Origin of the sequence: Streptomyces tricolor (genome assembly GCF_002155905.1) — a bacterium.
Classification (GTDB): domain Bacteria; phylum Actinomycetota; class Actinomycetes; order Streptomycetales; family Streptomycetaceae; genus Streptomyces; species Streptomyces tricolor.
Genome location: NZ_MUMF01001061.1, coordinates 1 through 650 on the forward strand (window position 1 = coordinate 1; position 650 = coordinate 650).

The window sequence follows — 650 nt, forward strand, 5'->3', positions numbered from 1 at the left end:
GCCGGCACCGACCTGGTGGAACTCGCCGGACTCCTGGAAGCCGCGCAACCGGCCCGCCCAGGAGGATGATTCGGGGCATGGCACCCGAAGAGTCAACAGACCACCAACAGACCACACATTCGCGACAGTCCACGAAATCCGAACAAAGCATCCCGCACACCCTCGCCGACCGCATCACCGCCGCCCTGGTCGGAGCCGCCGTCGGCGACGCCCTNNCGAGCAGATCGCCGAACGCCACGGCGGTCGCGTGCGCGGTGTCGTCGGCCCCTGGCACGGCGACGCCTGGCGCACCGCCCGCCCCATCGCGCCGTACCACAAGGGCGACGGCCACGTCACCGACGACACCTTGATGACGCACGCGCTGATCCGGGTCTACGACCGTGTCCGCGACCACCTCGACGCCTACGCGATCGCCGATCACCTGGTCCCGGACCTGATGACCACCCAACGCTGGATCCCCGAGCTGGAGGCCGAGGCCCTGCCGCTGCACCGCCTCTTCCTGGCCGAGAAGTGGCTGGTGGCCCGGCTGGCGTACGGCCACGCCGATCCCCGGGAGGCGGGCGTCGGCAACATCGTCAACTGCGGCGCCGCGATGTACATGACCCCGGTCGGCCTGGTCAACGCCGCCAACCCGGCCGCCGCCTACGCCG

Annotated in this window: 1 pseudogene; it reads left to right on the top strand. The window is 70.8% G+C overall.

The features are described from left to right. Window positions 1–173: 173 nt before the first annotated feature. Window positions 174–650: pseudogene (locus tag CCN44_RS42720) on the top strand (ADP-ribosylglycohydrolase family protein); the annotation flags it as partial.